The organism is Methylobacterium sp. Leaf123 (assembly GCF_001423405.1).
GTDB lineage: Bacteria > Pseudomonadota > Alphaproteobacteria > Rhizobiales > Beijerinckiaceae > Methylobacterium.
The window spans coordinates 593708-612942 of the sequence record NZ_LMNS01000001.1 but is presented as its reverse complement, the minus strand read 5'-3'; the positions used below and the strand labels follow the sequence as shown (position 1 = coordinate 612942).

At 67.2% G+C, this 19235-nt stretch carries 11 protein-coding genes; 3 read left to right on the top strand and 8 right to left on the bottom strand.

The window, feature by feature from the left end:
• Window positions 1–17 precede the first annotated feature (17 nt).
• From treS to ASF53_RS02635, 6 genes are all read right to left on the bottom strand, one after another.
• Window positions 18–3284, bottom strand: a complete 3267-nt coding sequence (gene treS, locus ASF53_RS02660; protein WP_056193297.1) for a maltose alpha-D-glucosyltransferase — start codon at window positions 3282–3284, stop codon at window positions 18–20.
• A 171-nt stretch (window positions 3285–3455) separates the two neighbouring features.
• Complete coding sequence (locus tag ASF53_RS02655; protein ID WP_056193293.1) at window positions 3456–6830, bottom strand: maltotransferase domain-containing protein; 3375 nt, start codon at window positions 6828–6830, stop codon at window positions 3456–3458.
• A 138-nt stretch (window positions 6831–6968) separates the two neighbouring features.
• Window positions 6969–11909 carry a malto-oligosyltrehalose synthase gene (locus tag ASF53_RS02650; protein WP_056193290.1) on the bottom strand — a complete coding sequence of 1647 codons (4941 nt, stop codon included), beginning with the start codon at window positions 11907–11909 and terminating at the stop codon, window positions 6969–6971.
• Window positions 11906–13711, bottom strand: coding sequence for a malto-oligosyltrehalose trehalohydrolase (gene treZ, locus ASF53_RS02645; RefSeq protein WP_056193289.1), 1806 nt, complete (start codon window positions 13709–13711; stop codon window positions 11906–11908). Before treZ ends, ASF53_RS02650 begins: the two co-directional genes overlap by 4 nt.
• A 267-nt stretch (window positions 13712–13978) precedes the next feature.
• Window positions 13979–14458 (bottom strand): DUF2852 domain-containing protein, encoded by a 480-nt coding sequence (locus ASF53_RS02640; RefSeq protein WP_056193879.1) that lies wholly within the window; start codon window positions 14456–14458, stop codon window positions 13979–13981.
• 226 nt (window positions 14459–14684) lie between these two features.
• Window positions 14685–15311, bottom strand: a complete 627-nt coding sequence (locus ASF53_RS02635; protein WP_056193876.1) for a TetR/AcrR family transcriptional regulator — start codon at window positions 15309–15311, stop codon at window positions 14685–14687.
• 225 nt (window positions 15312–15536) lie between these two features.
• Here ASF53_RS02635 and zigA point away from each other — a divergent pair, with 225 nt between their 5' ends.
• From zigA to speG, 3 genes are all read left to right on the top strand, one after another.
• Window positions 15537–16757, top strand: a complete 1221-nt coding sequence (gene zigA, locus ASF53_RS02630; RefSeq protein ID WP_056193286.1) for a zinc metallochaperone GTPase ZigA — start codon at window positions 15537–15539, stop codon at window positions 16755–16757.
• Between the two features lie 17 nt (window positions 16758–16774).
• On the top strand, window positions 16775–17068 hold the full coding sequence (locus tag ASF53_RS02625; protein WP_056193283.1) for a hypothetical protein: 294 nt from the start codon (window positions 16775–16777) through the stop codon (window positions 17066–17068).
• Between the two features lie 83 nt (window positions 17069–17151).
• Entirely contained in the window at window positions 17152–17700 is a 549-nt protein-coding gene (gene speG, locus ASF53_RS02620) for a spermidine N1-acetyltransferase (RefSeq protein WP_056193279.1), read from the top strand.
• 62 nt (window positions 17701–17762) lie between these two features.
• On the opposite strand, the gene ASF53_RS02615 is transcribed toward speG, so the two are convergent.
• Complete coding sequence (locus tag ASF53_RS02615; RefSeq protein ID WP_056193276.1) at window positions 17763–18176, bottom strand: hypothetical protein; 414 nt, start codon at window positions 18174–18176, stop codon at window positions 17763–17765.
• Between the two features lie 113 nt (window positions 18177–18289).
• Window positions 18290–19126: a hypothetical protein gene (locus ASF53_RS02610; RefSeq protein ID WP_056193273.1), complete on the bottom strand. Its 837-nt coding sequence runs from the start codon at window positions 19124–19126 to the stop codon at window positions 18290–18292.
• Window positions 19127–19235: the final 109 nt, after the last annotated feature.

Here is a 19235-nt window from a genome sequence, read left to right as displayed (position 1 = left end):
GCGCGGGAGCGCGCAGGTCACACCGAAGCGCGGTCGCGCTTGGCTTCATCCAGTATGTTGAGAACACCCCGTGCCGGGATTTCGATCCAGTCGGGGCGGTTGTTCACTTCGTAATCGACCTCGTAGAGGGCCTTGGTCAGCAGGCAGAGACGCAGCAGACGGGATTGCGTCTCCGCATCCTCCACCGCGGCCCGGCTGCCGGCCACGGCCTGCCCGTAGCCGTCGAGGAACGCTGCATCGATCATGCCGCGCCACGCGATCGCCGCGTTGCGGGCCCGCTCTTCGCTGTCGCCGAACCGGGCCGTGATCTCACGCACCACCGTCTCGGCGCCGTAGGCGAAGGAGCGGAGCATGCCCGCCACGTCACGCATCGGCGTCGACTTGGCCCGGCGCTGCTCCACCGGCCGCGAGGGCTCGCCCTCGAAATCGACGATGACGAGATCGCCCTCGGAGGCGAGCACCTGACCGAGATGGTAATCGCCGTGGATGCGGGTCTTGGTGGCACCCCGCAGCGGGCCGGAGGCCAACTCGGTGATGAGCGTCTCGACCTCGCCGCGGCGGGACGCGAGCGCCTCGCTGGCCGAGCCCGGCGACCAGGCAGTGATCCCGTCGAGCCCCTTGAAGGCCCGCGCGGCCTGATGGCGCGCATCCTCCGCAAGCGAAGCGAGATCGTCCTCACCGAACGGCTCGACCGCGAAGGCCGGATCGTCGGTGTCGATGGCGAAGGCCCGGTGCAGTTCGGCCGTGCGCTGGCCGAGCAGCTCCGCCCAGCGCAGGTGCGCGTTGAAGGCATCCTCCGGCGCCGGCGCCTCGCTCTCGGGTGCGAGCACCACGGTCTCGAAGTCGCGCCGCAGGCCTTCGAGCATTAGCGTCCAGGCATCGCCCTGGTTGAGGACGAACTTCTGGAGCAGCGCCAGAGCCGTGCGGGTGCCGTCCGCGGCCACATGCTCCACCACACCGAGCAGCGCCGGCGTGTTGGCGAAATGGGCCTGCTCGGTGAGGAAGCGGCCGATCTCGATTTCCGGATGCGTGCCGGGCTGAAGACGGCGCAGCAGCTTGAGCATCATCCGCGCGCCGATGGCGATCGAGGTGTTGCTCTGCTCGGCCGAAAGGCGGCGAACATCGGCAGCCTCGAACGGCACTTCCGGATCGTAAGCCGAGGTCGTCGAGAAGACGAGACTTCCGCGCTCGGACGGGATGGTCACCCCGTCACGCATCCCCTCGATGAGGGCGACGGCGAACGGCGCGGCGGCGGCGGCCTCGTAGAGCAGGCCGGTGCGGGGTCCACGGCGCACGCGGGCGACCGCGTGGTCCAGCAGAGACTCGTCCTCACGGCCCTCCTCGACGGCGAGCGGCATGAAGTAGTCCTGGCGCTCGCCATTGGCGAGGGTCACCACCACCCGCGGCAGCAGGAACTTGCCCTCGCCGGAACCGTCCTTGACGATGGCGCTGTCATCCACCTGCACCGACTTGATGCGCGTGCCCTTGGCGCCGAACCAGCGCCGCGAGCCGATGAAGGTCGGCGCCACGGTGCGCTCGAAGGCGGTGCGCTCGCGGCCCTTGATCAGGGTCTCGATGCCGCCGGTGAGCACCAGCGTGAACAGCTCCGGAGTCTGCGGCTGCGGTCCGATCTCGCCGGTATTCGCGACCGAAAGCGCGAACCAGTAGAAACCGTAGGCCGGCAGGGTCAGCAGGTAGGGCAGTTCGCCGATCGCCGGGAAGGCCGTGCCGCCGGTCAACTCGATCGGGATCGCGCCGCGCAGGTCCGACAGGTCGAGCTGCACCGCCTGCGGTGCCCGCGAGAGGTTGGCCACGCAGAGAATGCGCTCGTTCTCGTGCTCGCGAATCCAGGCGAGCACCTTGCGGTTCGCCGGATACAGGAACTGGATCGCGCCGCGCCCCAGCGCGACGGAGTTGTTGCGGATCGCAATCATGCGCCGCGTCCAGTTCAGCAGAGAGGTCTGCGCCTGGATCTGCGCCTCGACGTTGATTGCGTCGTAGCCGTAGATCGGGTCCTGGATCGAGGGCAGGAACAGCTTCTGTGGCGTGGCCCGCGAGAAGCCGCCGTTGCGGTCCGGCGACCATTGCATCGGCGTGCGAACGCCGTCGCGGTCACCGAGATAGATGTTGTCGCCCATGCCGATCTCGTCGCCGTAGTAGAGCACCGGCGTGCCGGGCATCGACAGGACGAGGGACTTCATCAGCTCGATCTTGCGGCGATCGTTCTCCAGCAGCGGCGCGAGGCGGCGGCGGATGCCGAGATTGATGCGGGCGCGCCGCTCGGCGGCGTAGAACGACCAGAGATAATCACGCTCTTCGGCCGTCACCATTTCGAGCGTCAGCTCGTCATGGTTGCGCAGGAAGATCGCCCACTGGCAGCCCTCGGGGATCTCCGGCGTCTGGCGCATGATGTCGGTGATCGGGTGCCGGTCCTCCCGGGCGATCGCCATGTACATCCGCGGCATCAGCGGGAAGTGGAATGCCATGTGGCACTCGTCGCCCTCGCCGAAATATTGCGCCGTCTCCTCCGGCCACTGGTTGGCCTCGGCCAGCAGCATCCGGTCGGGATACTCGGCATCGAGCGCCGCACGGATCGCCTTGATGACGTCGTGGGTCTCGGAAAGGTTCTCGCAGTTCGTGCCGTCGCGCTCGATCAGGTAGGGGATCGCGTCGAGCCGCAGCCCATCGACGCCCATGTCGAGCCAGTAGCGCATGACCTCGATCACGGCCTCCAGCACGGCCGGGTTGTCGAAGTTCAGATCAGGCTGGTGGCTGTAGAAGCGGTGCCAGAAGTACTGCTTGGCGACCGGATCCCAGGTCCAGTTCGACACTTCCGTGTCGAGGAAGATGATGCGCGTATCGGAATACTTCTCGTCGGTATCCGACCACACGTAGAAATCGCGCTCGGGCGACCCGGCCGGCGCCTCGCGGGCGCGCTGGAACCAGGGGTGCTGATCGCTGGTGTGGTTGATGACCAGCTCGGTGATGACGCGCAGCCCCCGCTCGTGGGCGGCGTCCACGAAACGGCGGAAATCCTCCATCGTCCCGTAGGAGGGGTTCACATCGCGGTAGTCGGCGATGTCGTAACCGTCATCGCGCAGCGGCGAGGGATAGAACGGCATCAGCCAGATCGCCGTGACCCCGAGGTCTCGGACATAATCGAGCTTCTGCGTCAGCCCCTCGAAATCGCCGATCCCGTCATTCGACGAGTCGAAGAACGACTTGACGTGGATCTGGTAGATGATGGCGTCACGGTACCACTGCGGATCGCTGCGATCGATCATCCCGTCGCTGCCTCACGTCACTTTCGAGAGCGGAACCGGGCCTTGTGGCACCGGGCTGCGAGCCTCCTCGGCCCGCTTCTTGGCGAGAACACGACGGTGACGCCGTATTCCGCCCGATCTAGAGCGCCCCGCACCGAAAGTGGAGGCCGGTTCGGTGCGGGGCGCGGGTCGTCAGCTGCGCCGAGGCCGAATCCGCCAGACGATCGCCGAACGGTCGGCCGGATCGAGGGCGATTCGGTGGTTCTTGCCGTAGAGCTCGAAGTTGTAGCCCAGCAGCAGATCCTCGACCTCGACCGCCGCATCGTCAGGCAGGCCGAGCAGATGCAGCGGCACCTCGTAGGTGCATTCCTGGCGGTTCTTCGGGTCGAGGTTGACCATCACGAACACGCAGTTGTCGCGCTCCGGCGTCACCTTTGCGTAGGCGATGATGTTGTCGTTCCAGGCACCCGTGAAGTGGATGTTCCGGAAGTCCCACAGCGCCGGATTGTCCCGGCGCGCCTGGTTGAGCTTGATGATGTGGTCGCGGATGTTGCCGGGGCGGTGATAGTCCCAGGCCTTCAGCTCGTATTTTTCGGAGTCGAGATACTCTTCCTTACCCGGATAGGGCGCGGCCTCGCACAGCTCGAAGCCGTTATAGATGCCGTAGATCGAGGAGAGCGTCGCCGCCAGAGTCGCGCGCACAATAAAGCCCGGACGGCCGCTTGTTTGCAAGTAGTATGGATTAATATCCGGCGTGCTGGCGAAAAAGTTAGGTCGGTAATACTCGCCCATCTCGCCGGCCAGTTCCAGCGCGTACTCGGTCAGCTCCTGCTTCGTGTTACGCCACGTGAAGTAGGTGTAGCTCTGCTGGTAGCCGGCCTTGGCGAGCTTCTTCATCATCTTCGGCCGGGTGAAGGCCTCGGCGAGGAAGATCGCGTCTGGGTACTGCGCGTTCACCTCGCCCAGCATCCACTCCCAGAACGGGATCGGCTTGGTGTGCGGGTTGTCGACCCGGAAAATGCGGGCGCCTTGGGCGCACCAACCGAGGACGATGTCGCGCAGCTCGATCCAGAGCGAGGGCAGCGCTCCGCCGTAGAAATGGACGTTGGAGATGTCCTCGTATTTCTTGGGCGGATTCTCAGCGAATTTGAGCGTGCCGTCGGGCCGCCATTCGAACCACTCCGGATGCTGCTTGATCCAGGGGTGGTCGGGCGAGCACTGAATCGCGAAGTCGATCGCGACCTCCATGCCGTGGGCGTGGCTGGCAGCGACGAGCTGGCGGAAATCCTCCAGTGTGCCGAGTTCGGGATGCACGGCCTCGTGCCCGCCCTCCTCCGAGCCCACCGCGTAGACCGAGCCGACATCGCCGGGCTGCGCCTTGAGGGTGTTGTTCTTGCCCTTGCGGTTGGTCTTCCCGATCGGGTGGATCGGCGTGAAGTAGAGCACGTCGAAGCCGAGTTCGCGGATCTCGGGCAGGCGTCGGATCACGTCCGCGAAGGTGCCGTGGCGGTTCGGATCGCCCGATTGCGAGCGCGGGAAGATCTCGTACCAAGCCGAGAACCGGGCCGCGAGCCGGTCGGCGATGACCGGGATGTTCACGGGATAGCGCGAGAGGTTCACCCGCTCGGCGTTGCGCCGGACCAGCGACATCGTCTCCGGCGCCAGGATCTTTTCCAGGATCACCGGCGAGCCTTCCGGCTCGGCGGCGAGCGAACGGATCAGCCCGTCGAGCCGCTGCTTGTCGGCCCCGCTCGCCAGATCCTCGGCGATCTGGATCAGCTCGACGCCCTCGATCGTCTCCAGCCGCACATCCACGCCGGCATCGCGCTTCTTCAGGGTGTCGCGCACCCAGGACGAGAAGCCGTCACGCCACGCCTCGATCGTGAACTCGTAGCGGGCATTGCGCTCGAGCGGGAAGTGCCCGGCCCAGCGGTCGTTATCCACGAACACCATCGGGTCGCGCCGCCACGTCTCCTCGCCAACGACGCGAGAGAGGATCGCGGCGTTGATGATCTCGTGACCGTCGGAAAAGATATCCGCCTCGACGCGCACCTGCTCGCCGACGACACGCTTCACCGCGGAGCGGCCGCCATCGATCTCCGGCGTCACCGCCTCGATGACGACGCGGCCCTTGCCCTGCGGCACGGTCGAGGGCGGCGGGGCGGCGACCTTCGCGCGCTCGGCCACGAGGATGCGCAGCTCGCCCGGCAGCAGGTCGATGCTCGCACCCGGATGGAAGGCGATCGGCTCGGCGTCGGGCGTGCGGTCGTCGAACGGGCCGAGTAGGCCTCCGGTGCGCTCGATGAGGCGGCCGGCATCGACCGGCACCGGAACGTCGCCCGGATTGAACAGGAGGAGCGTCGCCGAATGCGCCGAAGCCGCATGGCCGGTATCGGTGCGGAACAGGGCGGTGAACGGCGCGTCGGGCGCCGAGAGCCGCATCTGCGCGCCCTCGACATTGGCGGCCGGAATCGCGGCCTTCAGCGCGTTGATCGCCGTCACGTAAGCGGAGATGTCGATCCCCGTATCGTGCTCGCGTGAACCGGGCGTGGTCTCGACCACGTGCAGCGCACGGCGATAGCCCCACTCGTAGCCGATCGGCATCAGCACGCCGGCCGAGAAGAAGGCCGAGAGGGCGTAGCGCGTCTTCAGCCGCTGGGCGATCGCCTCCGCATCGCCGGGGATGTCGGCGGCGAGCCGGCTCATATCGTGGTTTTCGGGGAAGGCAATGGAGGGCGCGACCACCCGCAGCCGCTCGTACTGCTCGAGGGCCCAGGGCGCCTTCAGGTTCCACCACGCGAACGAGTTGAACAGGTAGTCGAAGCCGGCCCCCGCGGTCGCCTGCGCCTCCTCGAAGGTGCAGCCCAGCGTCTCGGCAGCGAACAGCGTGTCGGCCTCGCGCTGCTTGGCGGCCTGAATCAGCGCGCGCCAGACATCCGGCGGCACCTTGTAGGCGGCGTCACAGCGGAAGCCGCGCACGCCGAGCCGTTGCAGCCGAGCGATGTAGCCGTCGAAGATGCGGACCAGCTCTCCCCGAGCGTGGTCGGAATGGTAGTCGAGTTCGATCAGGTCGCCCCAGACCGTGCGCTTGGTCGGATCATCCGGATCGATCGCCGCCGGGCTGACCGGCTTGCCCTCGGCGTCGCGCACGAACAGGTCCGGCCGGTCGTGGAACAGGCGGGCATTGTCGGCGGTGTGGTTGATGACGAGGTCGCTCATCACCGCAATGCCGTGCGCCTCGGCCGCCCGGCAGAACCGCGTGATCTGCTCGTCGTCCGACGTGCCGTCACCGTCGCGGAACCGCTCGTCGAGCGCGTCGAGATCGGCCACCGCATAGAGGCTGCGTGAGCCGCCGGTCTGGTGGAACGGGTTGAGATAGACCCAATTGAAGCCGAGCTCGGCGATGCGCGGCAGCTCCGCCGCCCAGGCCGAGACTGTCCCGACGAGGAGCGGGAACAGGTTGTAGATGCGCGGGCCCTCCGCGCGGGGTGCGAAGGCAGCCGGAAGGGCCACCGTCTCCGAGCCGGTCCGGGTCGCGGGCGTCATCGCGGTGTTCGGTGCGTTCATGGATCGCCTCCGTCTTGTCGCTTCTCGCCAAGCGCGTTCTGATGAATCGAGGCCGTGGTTCGGCATTGACGAAACGCCGACCGACCAAGCTTGCTCACCGCCTGCGTGGGCGGTGAGCCGATGTTTCGTGCGGTCGCCTCAGGCGGCCCGCCGCAACACCAGATAGGGCAGTTTCGCGAAGTGCCGACCGAGGTCGAGCCCCTCGCCCTCGGCCGCGATCTCGCCGCCGCCGATCACGTCCACCCACCGGCTGCCGGCCGGCACGGGCAGGACCGTTCCGGCGAAGGCTTCGCTGGACCAACCCGATTCAGGCGTCATTCGTGCGACGAGCCTCGGCACGGCGACCAGCAGATCATCCTCACCCGAGGTGACGGCCGAGCGGGTAAACGCGATCACGTGATCCGCACGCGCGCCTTCCGCTGCGAGCGGACGGTAATCCGCATCGGCGTAGAAAGCCGGGCGAGCGGCCCGGTCGGCAAGCAGCCGCGCCAGGGTCGCCTGCTTCACGCGGCCATCCGGCCAGGAGCCGATCAACGCCTCCGGGGTGCCGCCGGCCTCCAGCGCCCGCGCCCGCTCCTCGTAATCGACTGGCCGACGGTTGTCGGGATCGACGAAGGAGAAGTCCCAGAACTCGGTGCCCTGATACGTGTCCGGAATGCCGGGAAGGGTGCATTTCAGCACCGTGCGCCCGAGGCCCGCGATCATGCTGAGGAAGGCGAGACGACGCACGAGCGGCCGGAGCCGATTCAGGCAATCCGAGCCCGGCACGACCAGGGCGGCGAAGAGCGCGTGGACGGCGCTCTCGTAACCCTCATCGACATTGACCCAGCTCGACCGGCGCTTGCCCTCGCGCAGGGCCTTCTCGGCATAGGCGTCGAGGCGCTTGCGGAAGTCCTCGATCGCGTCCGCGTCGTCTACGTCCAGCAGTTCGAGCGGCCAGGCGCCGAGAATCGCTTGCAGGAACATCCACTGGTCATTTGCGTCGGGGGCCGGCTCGCCTTCGACCTGCTTGATGAGCGGCTCGGACGCACGGCGCCAGGTGTCCCAGGCCCGGGCCCATTCCTCTGGCAGCTCGGAGAGAGCAAGCTGGCGCGTGCGGGCATCCTCACCGCGCTTGGTGTCGTGGGTGGCCGTGGTGATCATCGCGTTCGGCCAGTCGCGGGCCCGCGCGGCCTGAAGCGCGTGGAAATGCTCCGCATCGAGGCCGTACTCGCCGGGATCGCCGCCGACCTCGTTGAGGCCGAGCAATTCGACGAAGCGATAGAACAACGTGTCTTCCAGGCTTTTGGCCATCACAGGGCCGGTGAGCTGCTGGAAGCGGCGGCGGAAGCGCAAGACCACCTGCTGGTCCGGATGTCCGGCCATGCCGAGATCGATCCGGCCGAGCAGGGCATCGGCGGCGAAATCGTGCACCGAACGATCCGGCAGGGCGCTCCAGCGCTTGGCCTTGCGCACGGCCCCCTCGATCAACCGCACATCCTCGGCCTCGATCTCGGTCTCGTCGAGATCGCCGGGCAGGTAGGAGCGATAGACGGGGAAGCGCGAGACGATCTCGATCAGCGCCCGACGGATCGCGTTGGTGGAGAAGTCGCGGGTGCGCCGGTCGGAATCGGCGATCTGCTTGAGGTCGCCGGTCATCACCTCGAGTTCCGAGGCGAAGCTGATCTCCAGAATCTCCGCCTTGGCCGCGCGGAACTGGAAGCCGTAGGGCTCGTCCCGATCGGTGGCCCAGCGATAGAACTTCTCGATGCGCGGCTTCAGCGCCCGATCGACCAGGATGCCGTCGAGCTGATTCAGGACATCGTAGCCGGTGGTGCCGGCGACGGGCCAATCGCGCAGCTTCTCGCCGGGCTCCAGGATTTTCTCGACGACGATGTAGAAACCGGGACCGACCGCGGCCTGGAGCGCACGGGCATAGCCCAGCGGATCGGCCAGACCGTCGATGTGGTCGATCCGCAACCCGTCGATCCGGCCCTCGCCGATGAGGCGGAACAGCAGGTCGTGCGAGCGGACGAACACGTCCGACAGCTCGACGCGAAGGCCGGCCAGCGAGTTCACATCGAAGAAGCGGCGGTAGTTGATGTCGCTCGATGCGATCCGCCAATGGGCGAGCCGGTACGATTGCTGTTCGAGCAGCCGGTGCAGCGGCCCGAAGCTGTCGGGATAGTCCCGGTTGCCGTTGAGAAGATGCAGTGCCCGGTAGATCGACGCTGCGATCTGCGGCGACGCCCGCACGGTGCCTGCAAGCTGGCGCTTCAGCTCCTCGGCGGCCTCCGGCATGGCGCGGCGGCGCTCGAGATTGGTCTCCTCACCCATGGCCCGCAGGCGCTCGGTGATCGCGAGCACCTCCGCCGACATGTCGTCGCCGATCTCGCCGAGCGCCGCGAGCGCCCGGTTGAGGATTGTCGGGTATTGCAGCGGGCAGATCGGAAATTGATGCTCGTAGTGCCAGACGCTGAAAGCGCCGGCCGCCTCGTCGAATTTCAACTCCAGCGTGCCCTTCTCCAGAGCCTCGCCGTACCGCTCGCCGAGGAAGGGGATGACGAGCTTGCCGTTGGCGCCGAGCCGCTCCCAATCGATGTCGAAGGCGTTGGCCGCGGGAGAGAGACCGCCCCATTCGAGCACCGAGAGCCACCACGGATTGTCGGCGCCGCCGACACCCATGTGGTTGGGCACGATGTCGAGGAGCAGCTTCAGACCATGGGCGTGGAGCGCGTCGGTGAAGCTGCGGAAGCCCTCCTCGCCGCCGATCTCCGGATTGATCTGGGAGTGATCGACGATATCGTAGCCGTGGGTCGAGCCCGGCCGTGCCCGCTGCAGCGGCGAAGCGTAAACGTGGCTGATGCCGAGCTTCTGCAGATACGGAACGGTCTTTTCCGCATCCGCGAAGGTGAAGCCTTCGTGGAATTGCAGGCGATAGGTCGCCCGCGGCGGAGCCGAAGCAAGGCGCGCGGCACCCGAACGCGGCCCCCGCTCCTCCGCCGACAGGGCGGCGGCGAGCTTGGCGAGCGGTCCACCCGGAGCGGCGATGGCTTCGAGGTTCCGGTCGAGCTTGCGCCGCCAGTTCGGATAGCCCTCGGTCGAGCCGGGGACGTTGGCCTGCGACAGCTCGCCGACGACGTCTTCGTACTGCACGGCGGTGAGGATCGACGGCGCGCGGGCGAGATAGCGCGCCGCCGCTTCGAGCGGTGCGTGTTCCGGCGGCTCGGAGCTCGGCAGAAGCTGCTGGGCCGCCAGCGCCTCCGACAGGCGCCAGCGCTCGGCCACGCGCTCGGTGCGCTCAGACTCGGCGCGTTCCGCATCGTAGAGGCCGAGCGATTGCCGGGTATCGGTATCGACGCCGCGCCACCAGCCGACGAAGGTCGGCAGGTCGTGGGTGGTGATCGCGGTCAGCGCATCCTTCGGGTAGGCCTCGGGCGCCTTGAAGGCGCCGCCTTGCTCCCGCTCGAAGGCGAGGATGCGATAGCTCAGGATGCCGGATTGCATCAGCGCATCGGAGAAGCCCTCCGGCGCGGTGCCGAGATCCTCGGCGATGACGAGGCACTTGGCGCGGTGACTTTCCAGCCGCAGCACCGCCAGCATCGGCTCGAACGGCATCGCGACATAGGCGCCCTCACGGGCCGAATGCCCGAGCGGGATGAGGAACAGACGCGCGAGCTGGAAGGCATGGTCGATGCGGATCGCGCCGGCATGGCGCATATTCGCCTTCACCAGCGCCCGGAACGCTTTCAGGCCGTCGCGCTCCATCTCCAGCGGATCGAAGGCCGGCAGGCCCCAATCCTGACCCTTGGGCGCGAGCAGATCCGGCGGCGCACCGATGGAGACGCCGTTGGCGAAGCGCTCCGGATGCGACCAGATCTCCGAGCCGCCGCGATCGGCGCCGACCGCCAGATCGCGGTAGAGACCGAGCCGCATGCCCCCCGCCAGCGCCATCTCGGCGGAGGCCTTGAGCTGGGTATCGGCGAGGTATTGCAGGAAGATGTGGTAGCTGATGCGCTCCGCATGCGCCTCGGCGAAGGCCCGCACGGCGTCGGTGCCGGCACGGCGATACTCCTCCGGCCATTCACCGAGCCAGTGCGCGCCCTTGGGCCGGAAATGTTCGGAGAGCGCGTCGAAGGTGGCGTGCGACGTAAGATTCTCGCCACCCTCCTCACGGAACGCCGCGAAACCCGCATCCTTGCCGGCTCGCGCATCGGAATCCTCCCAATAGGCTTCGAGGATGGGCGAGAGCACCTCCCACACGCCGGCATGATCGACGAGCGAGGTATCGCGCAGCGTCTCGATGCGGGTGCGGTGGCTTTCCAAGATCTCGGCGGCGCGGCTCCCGGCGAAGCCCGGCAACGCGCCCGGCTCGATGTAGAGGGTTTCGAGGAAGAGCCGCGAGGACGGCGAATAGGGGGAAATCTTCGCCCGGTCCGTAGGGAACAGGGCGTGGGCCGGGCTGAGCCCGAGGAACGAGGCACCGCGCAAAGCCGCATCGCGCGCGGCACGGCCGGCATCCGCATAGGTGCCGATACCGAGATTGCTCGGCGAGCGCAGTCCGTAGAGCTGGGCGGCGAGGCCCCAATCGCGGGCACCATCCTCGGCATAGGCGCGCGGACGCCAGCACCGCTGCGGCGCGGAAACGATCCAGGCCTGGGCCCGGCGATCACCGATCGTCACGGTGAGCCGATGATAGCCCGGCGTCAGCGGCGGCAGGTCGAACCCGGCGCCGTCTTCCGATGCCGTCAGCGTAGCACGGCCCTCGCGGGAGCGCTCGTGCTCGTCCACGAGCCGCCACGCGACGGCGCCGGTGGTCACGCCCATCCGCACCGGCACGCGCACGCCGCGACGGGCTTCCGCCGCCAGCAGCGGCGGGACCACGTTGGCGCGCACGGCCTCGACCGCGGCGAGGCTGTGGCCGATCGCTTCGTCGTCCGAGGCCGCGAATCCGAGGGCTTCGAGCATGCCGCGGCGCACATCAAGCGGCGTATCGACCCGCTTCCCGAAAGCATCGGTGAAGCCGTCGGCGATGCCGACGAGGTCGGCGAGGCGTTCGAGATCACTCACGTTCGAGGCACTCACGTCAGAGAGATTCACTTGGTGCCGCCGATCAGGAAGACACCCGTCCAGGACGGCAATTGCATCGCCTGTCGCACGGCCCCGCTCGACCAGATCACCTGGCCGCCTTCGGCATCCGCCAAGAATTCCGCGTCACCGACATTGGCGATGAAGCGCAGCCAGCCGTCCGCGTAGCGCCAGGTACAATCCACGACACCCGGCGCCGGGATCTTGGCCTCGGCCCCGAGGTAGCGGCTCTTGGTCAGTGGCACGACGCTCTGCCGACGGATCTGAAGGATGTTGCGGGTGTCGGCCCAGATGGCCCGATGCGGCTCGGTCTCGGCCTCGTCCCAATCGATCTTCGAATCCTCGAAGGTTTGAACCTCCGTCGGATCGGGGATCACCGAGGTGTCGTCGGCGAAGGCGGCAAAGCTCTTGAACTCCCGGCGGCGGCCTTCGCGCACCGCCTTGTTCAGCTCTTCGTCCGGCGCGAAATCCACGAAGAACAGGAAGGGCGCCGAGGCCGACCATTCCTCGCCCATCCAGAGCATCGGAATCTGCGGCGCGAGCAGCAGCCCGGCACGGGCGAGCGCCAGCTTCTTGGGGTCGGCGAGATGGCTCAGGCGCTCGCCGAGCGCCCGGTTGCCGACCTGATCGTGGTTCTGGAGGAAGGTGACGAAGGCCGAGGGCGGCAAGTGCGCCGAAGGCTCGCCGCGCGGATGGTTGTCGAGGGTCGGGAAGGGCTCGCCCTGGTAGGCGAAGCCCTCGGCAAGGCAGCGGGCCAGATGCTCCACCGGCTTGTCGGCGAAGCTCTCGTAATAGCCGGCATCCTCGCCAGTCAGAAGCACGTGCCAGCAATGGTGCAGGTCATCCGCCCATTGCGCGCTGTGCAGCACGGGCGACGCGTTGTCGTCGCGCTCCAGCCAGCGGGCTTGATTGGCCTCGTTCTCCAGGATCAGGTGGACGTGCCGCTCCGGGAAAGTTTTGCGAATCGTCTCCCCGAGTTCGGCCAGAAAATGCTTCTCGGAATCATCGAGGATCGCATGCACCGCGTCGAAGCGGATGCCGTCGAAATGGTATTCCTTGAGCCAGTAGAGCGCGTTCTCGATGAAGTAGTCGCGCACGACCGGGCCCGACTCTTTGCCGTCGAAGTTGATGCCGGCACCCCACGGCGTCTGGTGACGCTCGGTGAAGAAGGTCTTGGCGTAGGCGTGTAGGTAATTTCCGGCCGGGCCGAAGTGGTTGTAGACGCAATCGATCAGCACCATCAGGCCCTTGGCGTGGGCGGTGTCTATCAGGCGCTTGAGTTCGTCCGGGCGGCCATAGACCGCATCCGGGGCGTAGGGCAGCACGCCGTCATAGCCCCAGTTGCGCGTTCCCCTGAAGTCGGCGAGCGGTAGCAGCTCGATCGCCGTGACGCCGAGATCGACCAAATCGTCGAGGCGTTTTTCCAGGCCGGCATAGGTCCCCTCGGGCGTCGCGGTGCCGACATGCACCTCGTAGACGATCGCCTCTTCCCAAGGCCGTCCCGTCCACTCAGCATCGGACCACGCATAGGCGCCGGGGTCGATCACCTCGGAGGGCGCGGAAACATCGTCGGGCTGGAAACGCGAGGCCGGGTCCGGCACCACGAGGTCGCCGTCGATGCGGAAGCCGTAGCGCGCGCCGGCCTTCACCCCCGGTAGCGTGGTACGGCGCCAGCCTTCGCCGACATCGGGGATCGGATGGTCCGTCCCGTCCACGACGAGGGTCACATCCTTGGCGGTCGGTGCCCAGAGGGCGAACCGCACACCGTCCTCGGCAAACTCGCTGCCGAACCGCATCGTATGGGCACGCCGCATCAGGCCACCGATCTCCGCTGGAATAAGAATTGATCGTCGCTCAGGGTGGGCGGCCGCTTCTGTGTCTCACAAGGCGCCCAGCGCCGGCTTGTTCCCAGACCCGGCAGTTATGGCGTCAACAGGCTGCGACAACCGCCCGGTGTGACGGAATCGCTGCACTGCACATCGATTGATCCGGACAAACGAAGGGCCCCCCGCCGGTGCCGGCGGGGAGCCCTTTTTTTGGTCAAACGGATCGGCCTGGGCCAGGAGTCCGTCTATCGCGGATCAAGCGGTGATGGTCGGGCCACCGCCCTCGGAGCGGCGCTTGGCCATGAAGGCATCGAACTGCTCGCGGTCTTTGGCCCGCTTCAGTTCCTCGACGAAGTCGGTGAAGGCGCGGCTCTCTTCCTGCAGCGCACGGCGGCGTTCTTCGAGGCGCTCCAGTTCGGCCCGACGATACTCCTCGAACGCCCAGTTGCCGGAAGTGGCGCTGGTGCCGGAATACCCCTTGGCCGCCTCGAAAGCGCGGGCGAAGCGCGACCGGCCATCGCCGCCCGCGAAGCTGAAGCCGCCGCTGTTGGCGAACTCCTTCATCTGGCTGAAGGCAGGATAGCCCGCGATCTTCCAGGCCACGTAGGCGACGGCAACCGGCCACCAATAGATGAACGCGACGACGATCGCGCCGATTTCGAGGGAACGCTTGGGAAAGGGGCCGCTGCGGTGAGAAGCGCCGCAGGACCAGGGAGAGGTGGAGGACGTGTTCACGGCTGAGGACTCCGGGGTGTGAATGTGAACAACATTTACATGCGGACCCGCCTCGACCGTTTCAAGGGCGTGGCCTGCAAACAGCACGGCCATCATTGGGAAGCGTTGGTTCCGGCTTTTGCCGGGCTCCGTCGCCCGGGCCGGTGTCGGTCGGGTCAGGGTTTCGCAGCGTACCGTTCTTCGCGCTGCGAAGCCGCCAACCTGGGCGTCGAGCGATGGCCCCGCGCTAAGCCTTGTCCTTCGTCCGCCCACCGGCTCCGTGGACCAGCGCGAGAACGCCCGCACGCAGCAATTCGTACTTGTCCGGCCCGGGCTTCGGCAGTTGGCCTGCGGCCGACAGCGTGGCGATGCCGTGCGAGAGCGCCCAGACCTCGAGCGCGAGGAAGCGCGGATCGACTCCGTCGAAACCGTCGGGAAAAGTCGTGCGCAGGGCTTCGACGAGAAGATCGAACGGGTTCGGCCGCTCGGGCGCGGGCGCCGGGGCGGCCTGACCGCGCACTTCGAAGATCGCCGCGTAGTAGCCCGGCTCCTCTTCGGCGAAGGCGAGATAGGCTTCGCCCATGCGGGTGAAGCGCTCCAGCGGCGTTCCGCGGCCGGTCAGCGCCCGCGAGAGCCGGTCGGCGAGGTCGGCGAAGCCGCGGCCCGCCACTTCCTCCAACAGGGCTTCGCGCCCACGGAAATGGCGGTAGAGCGCCGCGGGCGTCACCCCGACCAACCGGGCGGCATCGACCAGCGTGAAGCCGCCGATGCCCCGCTCGGCGATGAAGCGGCGCGCGGCCTCGATCAACGCCTCTTTAAGGTTGCCGTGATGGTAGCTGCGCCGGTCGCCCGGTCCCTCGCGCCAGGGTCGCACCCGTTCACCCTCCTTCGCGCAAACCGAATGCGTGCGGTTGCAAACGATGAAGCGCCTCATCGGTCCCGCGGCACGACCGCCCTTCGTCGGCGTCGGTGCCGCCCCGGCCTTTTCCCCCGAGACGCTCTATGAGTCGACCATCTTTTCCGCTCATCCGACTTGACGACACCTCGATTTTGCAATGTTATAAAGTAACAATACGAACCTCACCTTCGTGGATGACCCATGCCTGAGCCCACCCCCCGCCTCCCCGTCACCGTGCTGTCGGGCTTCCTCGGCGCCGGCAAGACAACGTTGCTCAATCACGTTCTGAACAATCGCGAGGGTCGGCGCGTCGCGGTGATCGTCAACGACATGAGCGAGGTGAACATCGACGCCGACCTCGTTCGCGACGGCGGGGCCGACCTGTCGCGCACGGATGAGCGGCTTGTCGAAATGACCAACGGCTGCATCTGCTGCACCCTGCGCGACGACCTGCTGGCCGAAGTTCGCCGTCTCGCCGCCGAGGGCCGCTTCGACTACCTCCTGATCGAGGGCACGGGCATCGCCGAACCGCTGCCGGTGGCGAGTACCTTCTCCTTCCGCGACGAGGCTGGCGAAGCGCTCAGCGACGTGGCGCGGCTCGACACGATGGTGACCGTGGTCGATGCGGTGAACCTCCTGAAGGATTACGGCTCGAACGACTTCCTGCGCCAGCGCGGCGAGACCGCGGGGGAGGACGACACCCGCACCCTGGTCGATCTGCTGGTGGAGCAGATCGAGTTCGCCGACGTCGTCGTGATCAACAAGGCGCGCGACGTCTCGCCGGATCAGCTCGACCTCGTGCGGTCGGTGGTGCGGGGGCTCAACGCGGATGCGCGCATCGTCGAGGCTTCGCACGGGCGGGTGCCGCCGGGCGCCATCCTCGATACTGGGCTGTTCGACGAGGAGAAGGCCCAGGAGCACCCGCTCTGGTTCAAGGAGCTATACGGCGCGCACGAGCATGTGCCGGAGACCGAGGAATATGGCATCAACTCCTTCGTCTACCGGGCGCGCCGGCCGCTCGATCCGCAGAAATTCCAGGCGTTTGCCAACACGACCTGGCCGGGGCTGATCCGCGCCAAGGGCCATTTCTGGCTCGCGACCCGGCCTGAATGGGTCGGCGAATTCTCGCTGGCCGGCGCCGTCGCGCATATCGGTGCGATGGGGTTCTGGTGGGCGGCGGTGCCGCGTCAGCGCTGGCCGGAGGAAGAGGTTTTCCGCGAGCGCCTTCACACGGTCTGGAGCGAGGTCTGGGGTGACCGCCGCCAGGAACTCGTCTTCATCGGCCGCGGCATGGACCGGGACGCGATCACCGCCGCGCTCGATGCCTGCCTCGTCGGTCCCGCCGAGGTCCGGCGCTTCGATGCAGAGGCCTATCGCGACCTGCCCGACCCGTTCCCGGTCTGGCGCCGGGCGGCGGCCTGAGCGGAGGAGCGCGCGGGATGGGCTTCATCAGCCTGAAGGATTGGCGCGCCCGTTCGGCCGGGCTGGCGCAGGCGGCTGCGCGCGCAAAAACTTTGCTTCACCCGGCATTCGGCCTGAGCGAGGCGGATGCCCTGTCGGTCAACGAGATCGCCTGTCCCGATCCCGGCTGCCCGGATGTCGAGACGGTGGTTCTGGTGATGCGGGCCGGTGAACCGACGCGGGCCTTGCGCTTCCGGGGCCCGTTGGATGACCTGGATGAGGCCGCTGCCGACGCCTTAGCTTTGGAAGAAGCCGGGCTTCGCGCGCTTTGAAGCCGGCTTTCATCATTCCGTCTTGGTCGGCGTGGGAGTAGGCCAGAGGCCAAAACCGATTCAGCCCTGGCCCGAGTTCGGACATGAGTATCAAGCTACGCCCCCTCGAGCGCGAAGACCTGCTCTTCGTGCATCAGCTCAACAACAATGACAGCATCATGCGCTACTGGTTCGAGGAGGCTTACGAGTCCTTCGCCGAGCTGGCGCAGCTCTATGAGCGCAACATCCACAATCAGACCGAGCGGCGCTTCATCATCGCGTCGGAGCGCGGCGAGCCCGCGGGCATGGTCGAGCTGGTGGAGATCAACCACCTGCACCGCCGTTGCGAGTTCCAGATTGCGATCCACCCCGATCACCAGGGGAAGGGCTACGCCAACCGCGCGACCCGCATCGCCATCGACTACGCGTTCAAGGTGCTCAACATCCACAAGCTCTACCTGCATGTGGACAAGGACAACAAACGCGCGGCTGGCATCTACGAAAGCTGCGGCTTCCGTCCCGAGGGCATTCTAAGGGACGAGTTCTTCGTCAACGGCCGCTACCGCGACGCGGTGCGCATGTGCCTGTTCCAGCCCCACTATCTGGCCGAACGCGGCGCGGGTGACGTGGCCGAGCCTGTGCTCAAGACCTGATCGCCAAAAACGAAAACGGGCCCCGAAGGGCCCGCTCCATCCGTCGCAAGGACGCGTGATGTCTACCGGTACGGGTTGCCGTAGCGCGCCACGTAGGAGGTCGGGTCGATCGCGTCGATGGCCGAGAAATCGACGTTGCGGATCGCCGTCGAGCGCGCGCCGATGAACGGGCCGTTGGTGATCGGATCGGGCAGGAAGCCTTCGCCGTAACGGTCGCTGCGGCCATAGACCGGGTTGAGCTGGTTCGAGGCGGCAATCAGGGCCGGGTTGGTCGCCGGGTTCGACACCGAGCCGTTGCCGCGCTCGACCACGTTGCCGGCATCGAGCCAGGAGCGCGGACGGATGCGGATCGGCAGCGGCTGGCTCACACGCACATAGCCGGGGTTGCCATAGGGGCCCTGGGCCTCAGCACTGGTTCCGAAGCCGATCGCGGTGAGGGTCATGGCGCCCAACAGGGCGAGCTTGGAAAAGCGCATGGCGTACCTTGTCGTGTGAGAGCCTACGGTACGGGCCGTTCGTTAAGAATCCCGCTTGTTGCTGAGTAGACGTTCTGGCGTGGCCGTTGTTCCCCGAATATGGCCGCGCTTCATCATTTTCGCCGCGTTTTTGCCGTATTGTTTTTCGTCGGCGCCTCGGCCATCGCGATCGAGCCGGTGCTGTCGCCCGGCCCAGCGGCGGCCTCTTCGATGCGACAGGCACTCGCACCGGTGAGGGCATCGGCGCCGAGCGCCGCCGTCACGCGGCCGGCCAGGGTGATCCGGTCGATGGCGCAAGCGACGGAGCGGGGTTCCGGCGCCTGCCCGAGGATGCCGCACAACCAGCCGTCGATCGCCACCGCCTTCAGGTCGAGGCTGCGAAAGCCCGTGCAACTGCGCTTGCCCGCCGACGACAACGTGGCCTCGACGGTTTCGAAGCTGCCGAGGGCGGTCGCCACGATGCCGCGCTCGCCGGTGCGGATGACGGAGAGGCCACGCCCGTCGGCAGCCCGGCGCACCAGCGTCACGAACAAGCTGGTGCCGGGCTCGGCCCGGCCGCCCGCATCGGTGGCGGTGAGGAGGAGATAGGGCGCCTCGATCATATCGAACGCGCCCTGGCTCACGCTGTCCTCACGTTGGCCGTTGCCGGAATTCCACCGCGTCGGTCCGGGCTGGGGCGGCACCGCGGCCGCGTCGTCGCGCAACGTCAGAAGCGGCTCGGTCGCGGCTATCGCTCGGCGCGCACCCTCGGCCGCCCGCGGCGGCTCGCTCCAGGATTGTGGTGGTTCGGGTGCCGCGGCGCGGTCGCGTGCAAACAGAGAGAGGCCGGCGATCAGGGCCGCACTGGCCACGAGCTTGGCCGCCAGCCGCATGCGGCGGAGGGGACGGGGGCGGGACAGGTCTTGGAAATCGTCGGATTTCTCGAAGGCGTCGTCCGGATGGGGGAGCATGCGCAGGCCTTGATCGGGTCCGCGGGGCCGCAAGGGCCCTCGCCGTTGCCCGATCTCTGCACCGGCGCCCGCCATCAGCCGGTTGAAGAAACCCGGCCTGTCCTCGGAT

What these genes read in the sequence shown, in the direction of transcription:
- treZ (WP_056193289.1), bottom strand. Translation starts at nt 13,711, where the DNA reads ATGCGGCGTGCCCATACGATGCGGTTCGGCAGCGAGTTTGCCGAGGAC.
- zigA (WP_056193286.1), top strand. Translation starts at nt 15,537, where the DNA reads ATGCCTGAGCCCACCCCCCGCCTCCCCGTCACCGTGCTGTCGGGCTTC.
- speG (WP_056193279.1), top strand. Translation starts at nt 17,152, where the DNA reads ATGAGTATCAAGCTACGCCCCCTCGAGCGCGAAGACCTGCTCTTCGTG.
- ASF53_RS02655 (WP_056193293.1), bottom strand. Translation starts at nt 6,830, where the DNA reads ATGAACGCACCGAACACCGCGATGACGCCCGCGACCCGGACCGGCTCG.
- ASF53_RS02610 (WP_056193273.1), bottom strand. Translation starts at nt 19,126, where the DNA reads ATGCTCCCCCATCCGGACGACGCCTTCGAGAAATCCGACGATTTCCAA.
- ASF53_RS02615 (WP_056193276.1), bottom strand. Translation starts at nt 18,176, where the DNA reads ATGCGCTTTTCCAAGCTCGCCCTGTTGGGCGCCATGACCCTCACCGCG.
- treS (WP_056193297.1), bottom strand. Translation starts at nt 3,284, where the DNA reads ATGATCGATCGCAGCGATCCGCAGTGGTACCGTGACGCCATCATCTAC.
- ASF53_RS02625 (WP_056193283.1), top strand. Translation starts at nt 16,775, where the DNA reads ATGGGCTTCATCAGCCTGAAGGATTGGCGCGCCCGTTCGGCCGGGCTG.